The 868-nt window shown below is 62.9% G+C and carries 2 protein-coding genes; both read left to right on the top strand.

Annotated elements, in window-relative coordinates:
- A partial coding sequence (locus tag ACFHWW_RS33925) for an FAD-dependent oxidoreductase (RefSeq protein ID WP_379943746.1) occupies nucleotides 1-535 on the top strand: 535 nt, incomplete at its 5' end.
- A gap of 13 nt (nucleotides 536-548) precedes the next feature.
- The coding region (locus ACFHWW_RS33920; RefSeq protein WP_379943744.1) for an aldehyde dehydrogenase family protein at nucleotides 549-868 on the top strand (320 nt) is incomplete at its 3' end.

Here is an 868-nt window from a genome sequence, read left to right as displayed (position 1 = left end):
GTATTACGTGCTGCCGGCCGCCAAGGCTGCCGTAACGCAACGCCTGATTTACACCATCCCCGATCCCGACCTGCCGTTTCTCGGTATCCATCTGACCCGCACGATCGATGGCGGGATGACGGTTGGCCCGAACGCCGTTCTCGGCTTCGCGCGCGAGGGATACCCGAAAGGCAGCTTCGACCTCTCGGACCTCACGAGCATGGCTGGATTCGCCGGGTTCTGGAAGATGGCCGCGAAGAACTGGCGATCGGCCGTTGACGAATTCTCGAATTCCATGTCGCGGCAGCGGTATCTCAGGGAGTGCCGAAAATATTGCCCGTCCTTGACGCTCGATGACCTGACATTGCCGCAGGCTGGCATCCGCGCACAGGCGGTCATGACCGACGGCAGCCTCGTCCACGATTTCCTTTTCAAGCAGAGCGAACGGATGCTGCATGTCTGCAACGCGCCATCGCCTGCCGCGACATCGGCCATTCCGATCGGCCGGATGATCGTCGGTCGTCTCCTGGACGGCGCCGCAGCCAGCAATCAGTAAATAGGAGAGTAACATGGACATCAAGCGCAACTTCATCGCGAACGACTGGGTCGAAGGGGCCTCGACGGTCCGCAATATCAATCCGAGCGATACCAACGACGTCGTGGGGCTTTATGCATCGGCGGATGCTGCAACGACGAACGATGCCATCGAGGCCGCGGCTGCGGCAGCTCCCGCCTGGGCGCGTTCGACCCCGGAACAGCGCGCCGACGCACTCGATCAGATCGGAACCGCGCTGCTCGCCCGGCGCGAGGAACTGGGTGCGCTCCTGTCGCGCGAAGAAGGCAAGATCCTGGCCGAGGGTATCGGCGAGGTCGTGCGCGCAGGCCGTGT

Source organism: Sinorhizobium sp. P24N7 (assembly GCF_042436655.1).
In the GTDB taxonomy this organism is placed as follows: Bacteria; Pseudomonadota; Alphaproteobacteria; order Rhizobiales; family Rhizobiaceae; genus Sinorhizobium; species Sinorhizobium meliloti_A.
This window is presented reverse-complemented; position numbering and strand designations above follow the sequence as displayed.